2 protein-coding genes and 1 pseudogene are annotated in these 1,890 nt (G+C 61.8%); 1 reads left to right on the top strand and 2 read right to left on the bottom strand.

The annotated features are described in order from the left end of the window. Positions 1–172: pseudogene (locus EN781_RS35615) on the bottom strand (GNAT family N-acetyltransferase); the annotation flags it as partial. A gap of 275 nt (positions 173–447) precedes the next feature. On the opposite strand from EN781_RS35615, the gene EN781_RS31595 reads away from it, so the two are divergent. Further along, the gene (locus tag EN781_RS31595; RefSeq protein ID WP_126058605.1) at positions 448–1,437 is read left to right on the top strand and encodes a glutathione S-transferase family protein; all 990 of its coding nucleotides are present in this window, start codon (positions 448–450) and stop codon (positions 1,435–1,437) included. A 2-nt stretch (positions 1,438–1,439) separates the two neighbouring features. On the opposite strand, the gene EN781_RS31600 is transcribed toward EN781_RS31595, so the two are convergent. Continuing rightward, positions 1,440–1,890, bottom strand: a 451-nt coding sequence (locus EN781_RS31600) for an NUDIX domain-containing protein (RefSeq protein WP_127400686.1), incomplete at its 5' end; no start/stop codon positions are given.

Genomic DNA, 1,890 nt, shown 5'->3' on the forward strand with positions numbered 1-1,890 from the left:
GTATCGCCATCGACGGCGACGAAGGACATTGCACGTTCGTGCCTCCCGCCTCGCGGATCTTGTAGGCGGCGAGCACGAAGCGGCCCGGCCCGAAGGCTTCGTCGTTGATGGCTTCGATTTCGGAGTCATGCGCCGGGGTTTCCGGCAGGTATTCGACGTCGGCAAGGCTCATGGTCTTCGCGTTCCGGTATGCGAGGAAGGGTTTGCTGCAAGCGGCAGCGTTCGCCAGTCAGCGCTTCATCAAGCGCGGGCGCCCTTTCGTCGTCGGTCGAACCGGATCGTGGCAAAGTCAAACATGCGGAGTTCCCGCTAGCAAAAATTTCCGGCCGCTGCAATCCGCACAATTTCATCGACCGTTTGGGTCGAGTGACGGTCTGTTCAGCACATCGGGCCTTCGGGATCGCGACCCTGCGCCTACATGGGCCTCAGGGCGCAATGGAGTTTTGCATGGGATTGCTGGTCGAAGGCAGGTGGCAGGATCGCTGGTACGATACGGCCGACAGCGGCGGCAGGTTCGTGCGGGCGCAGTCGCAATGGCGTGACTGGATCACGCGCGACGGGGCGCCTGCCGAAGGCCGTTCGCGCGGCTTCAAGGCCGAGCCCGGCCGCTACCATCTTTATGTCTCGCTGGCGTGTCCGTGGGCGCACCGGACACTGATCTTCCGGGTGCTGAAGAAGTTGGAAGATGTCATTTCGGTATCGGTGGTGCATCATTTGATGGGCGCGCACGGCTGGACTTTCCTGCCGCAGGATGGCGCCACCGGCGACACGCTGTACGGCCTCGATTTCCTGCACCAGATCTACAGCAAGGCCGACCCGGCCTATTCGGGCCGGGTGACGGTGCCGGTGCTGTGGGACAAGAAGGAAGAAACGATCGTCTCCAACGAATCTTCCGAGATCATTCGCATGCTCAATTCGGCCTTCGACGAATGGGGAGACATGGGGCTCGATTTATATCCCGAGGCGCTGCGCGCGGAGATCGATCGCGTCAACGCTGTGGTCTATCCGGCCATCAACAACGGCGTCTATCGCGCCGGCTTCGCCACCACGCAAGCCGCCTATGAGGAGGCGTTCGAAGAGTTGTTTTCTGTGCTCGACCAGATGGAGACGCGACTGTCAAAGCAGCGCTATCTCGCAGGCGACCGCATCACCGAGGCGGACTGGCGGTTGTTCACCACGCTGGTGCGGTTCGACCCGGTCTATGTCGGGCACTTCAGGTGCAATCTGCGCCGCATCGCCGACTATCCGAACCTGTCGAACTATCTGCGCGACCTCTATCAGGTGCCAAGCGTTTCGGGCACGGTCAACCTGCATCACATCAAGGCGCATTACTACGGCAGCCACAGAATGATCAATCCGACGGGCATCGTGCCGGTCGGGCCGGAAATCGACTACGCAGCGCCGCACGACCGGGCGCGGTTTGGGAAAGCTGCCTAGGCTTACCAGTAGGGCGAGATCTCAGCCTTCGTGAAAATCTCGGCGATCCGCCGCAGCGTTGCAGGCGTCGTCGCTTCCGGCAAGCGGTCAAGCGGGAAGAAGCCGGCCTCGGCGATTTCATGGTCGGGCAGTTTTCGCGTCGTCTGGCTGAAATTCTCGATCAGATAGAAACCGACATGATCGCGCCTGCTGGAGCGGCGGTTGAAATGCACCGACTTCAGCTCTGGCGGCGCCGTCATGCTGATGTTGCCCTCCTCGGCAAGCTCGCGCGCCAGCGCCTCCAGAAGTGTTTCGCCGACCTCGACGCCGCCGCCCGGCAACTGCCAGCCGGGCACATAGGTGTGTCGGATCAGGAAGATGCTATTGGCGGTGCGGTCGTGAACCAGTCCGCGCACGCCGAGCGTCATCGGCCGCCTGAGCAGGAAAGACAGATGGAACAACCTTGCCCTAAGA

Source organism: Mesorhizobium sp. M4A.F.Ca.ET.090.04.2.1, from assembly GCF_003999085.1.
Lineage (GTDB): Bacteria > Pseudomonadota > Alphaproteobacteria > Rhizobiales > Rhizobiaceae > Mesorhizobium.